Genomic DNA, 5,170 nt, shown 5'->3' on the forward strand with positions numbered 1-5,170 from the left:
CTCGGCGGGCGCCCCACGCTCTCCTTCACCGGACGGGCCGCCAAGCACGCCGAACGCCTGGGCATGAAGCGCGCTTCGCTCTCGCTCTCGCATACTAAGGAGCAGGCGGTGGCGCAGGTGATCCTTGAAGATTGGAGTCCATGACCCAATCGCACTCCTCTCCCCTTCGCCTGCTCGCCGGCATCTCCGCCGTCAGCTTCTCCACGCTGCTGCTGGAGCTGGCCGCGACCCGGCTCTTCTCCGTCATCCTCTTCTGAGTCCCGTTCCGGGCGCTCGCGCCTGACCGGGCCACGGCCTTGCTGACGTCCCCCTTGGGTTCTGGTATGATTCGGCGCTCTCGGTGACCGGCAGGCGGGAAACCTGTGCCAAGTCAGAAGCAAGTACGTTGGGCGGAATTACGAGTTGGCATCACGGTGCTCGTGGCCGCCGTCATCTTCGCCGCGGTGGTCTTCCTCATGACCGGCACCACCGGCCTGTTCTCCCGCAAGATCCACCTCAAAGTCTATTTCGAGAACGCCGAAGGATTGCGCGAAGGCGCGCCCGTCAGCCTGCAGGGAGTGGAGATCGGCAACGTCACCCGGCTCAGCATCGTCTCCAACCGTCCCGCGGCTCCGGTCGAGGTCATCATGCGGGTGACCACGAAGTACAACGCCAGCCTGAGGAAGAATTCCGTCGCCGTGCTCTCCACCAAAGGCGCCCTGGGCGAGACTTACGTGGACATCACCGGCGGCGACCCCAAGCAGCGAGAGGCCCGGGACTGGGACGAGCTGCCCGCCGAAGAGCGTCCCGGACTCCAGGACGTGGTGCGCTCCAGCCAGGACGCCTTGCAGGGCCTGAGCACGGTGCTCAAGCGCGTGGACCGCATCGTCACCGCCATCGAGAGCGGCCAGGGCACGGCCGGCAAGTTCATCTATGACCCCTCGGTCTTCAACAAGATCAACTCCGCCACCGACGAGCTGCGCAAGACCATGCAGGACATCAACCAGGGCAAGGGCACGGTGGGCAAGTTGCTCCACGACGAGGAGCTCTACCACAAGGCCGACGCCGCGGTGGACAAGCTGAACAGGATCATCGACGGCATCGAGAAGGGCCAGGGCACGGCGGGCAAGCTGGTGAAGGACCCCGCCCTCTACGAGAACGCCAACAAGGCCGTGAGCAGCGTCAACAAGATCCTGGAAGACGTCAACGCGGGCAAGGGCACACTCGGCAAAATGACCAAGGACGAGGAGTTCGCCAAGAAGGTGGAGAACGTGGTCAACCGCCTCTCTACCATCAGCGACCGCCTGGAGGCCGGCGAGGGCTCGGCCGGCAAGCTCCTGCGCGATCCTTCCATCTATACCAACGCCAACCAGATGCTGGTGGAGACCCGCAACCTCGTCAAGGCGATCCGCGAGAACCCCAAGAAGTATCTCACCATCCACTTCAAGGTCTTCTAGCTTCCCTTTTACCGCGCCATCCGTCCTTGTATACTATTCCGTTTCATCCCTATCCCCGGACCTTGCAAGGAGACCCTATGCGACGCTTTCATCTCGTTCTTCTGATCCTGCTCTGGGCCACGCTCGGCTTGGCCCAGCAGGCTCCCGCCCCCGACGCCCAGCCTAAGCGCATGAAGAGCTTTGACCTGGACGCACTCGACCGCAGCGTCGAACCCTGCCAGGACTTCTACCGCTTCGCCTGCGGCGGCTGGAACAAGGCTAATCCCGTCCCCGCCGACCAGTCGCGCTGGGGACGCTTCGAACTGCTGCGCGAGTACAACCGCGCCCTCACCCGGCAGATCCTGGAAAAGGCCGCCGCCGACAGGAAGTCCAGCGACCTCAACCAGCGCAAGATCGGCGACTACTACGCCACCTGCATGGACGAGAAGGGCGTGAACGCCCAGGGCCTAACTCCGGCCGAGACGTGGCTGCGCAAGATCGACGGCATTAAGGATCCAAAGGACATCGCCAAGGTGGTGGCCGCGCTACATGACCAGGGCATCGGCGGGATGTTCAGCTTCCGCGCCAGCGCCCAACTGCACAACGCCGCGCAGACTGGCGCCTGGGCCGACCAGGGCGGCCTCGGTCTTCCCAACAAGGATTTCTATACCAAGACGGACGAGAAGTCGGTGAAGGTCCGCCAGCAGTACGTGGAGCACATCGGCAACATGCTGAAGCTCGTAGGCGTCCCCGCGGACCAGGCGGGCGCGCAGGCGCAGCAGGTGATGGAGATCGAGATGAAACTCGCCCAGGCCTCCATGGATCCCACCTCGCGCCGCAACACCACCAAGCTCGACCACTGGATGAAGCTGGCGGAGTTCGAAGCGCTCGCTCCTTCCTTCGCCTGGAACCAGTACTTCGTGGGCGTCGGCACACCCACCTTCACCGAGCTCAACGTTGCCGTCCCGGAGTTCTATACCAACCTGGAAAGCATGCTGAAATCGGTGCCCATGGACCAGTGGAAGACCTACCTGAAGTGGCACGTCATCCATGGCCAGGCGGATTCGCTGCCCAGCCAGTTCGGCGAAGAGACCTTCAGCTTCTACGGCAAGGTGCTGGGAGGCGCGCAACAGCAGCTCCCCCTGTGGAATCGTTGCGCCCGCGCCGTGGATGGCGACCTGGGCGAGGCGCTGGGGCAGTACTACGTCAAGCAAGCCTTCGGCGGTAACGCCAAGGAGCGCACTCTGAAGATGGTGAGCGACATCGAGAGCGCCATGGAAGCCGACATCAAGTCGCTCGACTGGATGACGGACGACACCAAGAAGATGGCGCTGGAGAAGCTGCACGCGGTCGCTAACAAGATCGGCTACCCCGACCAGTGGCGCGACTACTCCACGCTCGAGATCAAGCGCGGCGACCGCCTGGGAAATTCGCTGCGCTCCAACCGCTTCGAGCGCCGCCGCCAACTGGCCAAGATCGGCGGCCCCGTGGATAAGACCGAGTGGGGCATGACGCCGCCCACGGTCAACGCCTACTACTCCGCACTGCAGAACAATATCAACTTCCCCGCCGGCATCCTGCAGCCGCCCTTCTTCGATAACGACATTGATGACGCCGTCAACTACGGCGGCATCGGCGTGGTCATCGGGCACGAGCTCACCCACGGCTTCGACGACTCCGGCGCGCGCTTCAGCGCCAACGGCAACCTGCAGAACTGGTGGTCGGATAAGGACAAGGCCGAGTTCGAGAAGCGCACCGCCTGCGTGGCCGACCAGTACTCCGGCTTCAGCCCCATCGAGGGTGTAAACCTGAACGGCAAGCTCACTCTGGGCGAGAACACCGCCGACAACGGTGGCTCGCGCATCGCCATGGCGGCGCTGCGCAGCAGCTACCAGGGCCACGAGCCCGCGGAAAAGGACGGCTTCACCCCGGAGCAGCGCTTCTGGATCGGCTTCGCGCAGATCTGGTGCGAGAACGTCCGCCCCGAGCGCGCCCGCACCATGGCGCTCAGCGACTCGCACTCCCCCGGCCAGTTCCGCACCAACGGTGTGGCCTCCAACTCGCCCGACTTCCAGCAGGCCTTCCACTGCAAGGTGAGCGACCCCATGGTCCGCAAGGACGCCTGCCGGGTGTGGTGAGTAGGAACCAGCGATCAGCGATAAGCAGTAAGCAAGGCCGCCCGAGTTGGCGGCCTTTGTTTCTTGTCTCCTGGCTCTTGGCTCTTGGCTTATCGCCTATTGCTTATCGCTTATTGCTGCCGCTGCTGATGCCTGCTCGTGCGCATGGTAGGACGACCGCACCAGCGGCCCCGACTCCACGTGGCGGAAGCCCATCGCCAGCGCCTCCTGCTTGAGGAAGAGGAACTCGTCCGGCGTGTAGTAGCGCGCAATGGGCAGGTGGTCCTTCGACGGCCTTAGATACTGGCCGACGGTGAGGATGTCCACGCCGCGCGCGGCCAGATCGCGGAAGACCTCCAGCAATTCGTCCATGGTTTCGCCCAGGCCAACCATCACGCCGGATTTTGACGCCATCCCGGGCGCGAACTTCTTCACGTTCTCCAGCAAGCGCAGCGAGCGCTCGTAGCGCGCGCCCGAGCGCACCGCGCGATACAGGCGCGGCACGGTTTCCGTGTTGTGGTTGAGGACGTCGGGGCGGGCCTCGAGCACCTTGCGCAGGGATTCGTCGTCGCCCTGGAAGTCGGGAATCAGCACTTCGACGCGGCAACCGGGCGCAGCCTTACGGATCTCCGCGATGGTCGCGGCGAAGATGCGCGCGCCGCCCAGGTTGTCGTCGTCGCGATTGACGCTCGTGACCACCGCGTGCTTCAGCCCCAGCGCGGCCACCGCTTCGGCCACGCGCCGCGGCTCGTCCTGGTCCATCGGCTTCGGCTTCCCTTTGGGTACGGCGCAGAAGCCGCAGCGCCGCGTGCACAGGTTCCCCAGCAGCATGAAGGTGGCGGTGCCGTGGTTCCAGCACTCGCCGATGTTGGGACACTGCGCCGACTCGCAGACGGTGTGCAGCTTGAGCCCACGCGCCAGCCGCTTGAGCTGGTGATAGTTCTCGCCCACGGGCGCGCGCGCCTTCAGCCACTCCGGCTTGGGCCGGGGAAGCCGCGGCGCCAGATCGATCTGCACCAGCTCCAGGAAAGCGGCCATCTCAGGGTAATTGTAATTGCACGTCCAGGAATCCGTCTCAGAGCGTGTGCAGGTAGGCCATCAGGTCCTCCATCTCGCGCTCATCCATCACGCTACGGTAGCCGGGCATGTTGGGACGTCCGAGCAGGATGGCGTCGCGCACGCGCTCGTCGTTCGAAGGCGCGCCCGAGGGCAGGTACTTGTTCTTGTAGAGGTCTTTCATGCTGGGACCGTTGCGCGGCCGGTCCACGTAGGCCTCGTGGCAGTTGGCGCAGCGGGCGTTAAAGCTGCGGCGCCCGCGCGCTTGCTGCGCCGTGAGCCCGAGCTGGGCGTCGCTCCAAGAGGAGCGGTCCTGCTGGCATCCGGCCAGCGCCAGAAGCAGCAGGCACCCAAGCACGATTTTTCTTCCGCCCCGCAAACGGACTATTATCTTGGCTCGCATCGGTTTTGGCTAGCGTCGGTTTCCCGTGTCCATCCTGTTGAAGCGCGTGTACGAGAAGCCGTCGCCCGCGGACGGCGCGCGGGTGCTGGTGGACCGGCTATGGCCGCGCGGTGTAAGCAAGCGCGCCGCCGCGCTCCATGCCTGGCTCAAGGACGTCGCGCCCTCGCACGCGCTGCGCC

At 64.7% G+C, this 5,170-nt stretch carries 5 protein-coding genes; 3 read left to right on the forward strand and 2 right to left on the reverse strand.

The window, feature by feature from the left end; all coding sequences use genetic code 11:
* Positions 1-413: 413 nt before the first annotated feature.
* Positions 414-1,436: an MlaD family protein gene (locus tag VGQ94_01365; protein ID HEV2021155.1), complete on the forward strand. Its 1,023-nt coding sequence runs from the start codon at positions 414-416 to the stop codon at positions 1,434-1,436.
* Positions 1,437-1,513: 77 nt separating this feature from the next.
* Positions 1,514-3,553 carry a M13 family metallopeptidase gene (locus tag VGQ94_01370; GenBank protein ID HEV2021156.1) on the forward strand — a complete coding sequence of 680 codons (2,040 nt, stop codon included), beginning with the start codon at positions 1,514-1,516 and terminating at the stop codon, positions 3,551-3,553.
* A gap of 96 nt (positions 3,554-3,649) precedes the next feature.
* On the opposite strand, the gene lipA is transcribed toward VGQ94_01370, so the two are convergent.
* Both lipA and VGQ94_01380 read right to left on the reverse strand, forming a co-directional pair.
* Positions 3,650-4,570: a lipoyl synthase gene (gene lipA, locus VGQ94_01375; protein ID HEV2021157.1), complete on the reverse strand. Its 921-nt coding sequence runs from the start codon at positions 4,568-4,570 to the stop codon at positions 3,650-3,652.
* Between the two features lie 37 nt (positions 4,571-4,607).
* Positions 4,608-4,946, reverse strand: coding sequence for a cytochrome c (locus VGQ94_01380; GenBank protein ID HEV2021158.1), 339 nt, complete (start codon positions 4,944-4,946; stop codon positions 4,608-4,610).
* A 91-nt stretch (positions 4,947-5,037) separates the two neighbouring features.
* Here VGQ94_01380 and VGQ94_01385 point away from each other — a divergent pair.
* Positions 5,038-5,170: DUF488 family protein (locus VGQ94_01385; GenBank protein ID HEV2021159.1), on the forward strand; the 133-nt coding region annotated here is incomplete at its 3' end.

The sequence above is a fragment of the Terriglobales bacterium genome, assembly GCA_035937135.1.
Lineage (GTDB): Bacteria > Acidobacteriota > Terriglobia > Terriglobales > Acidobacteriaceae > DASYVL01.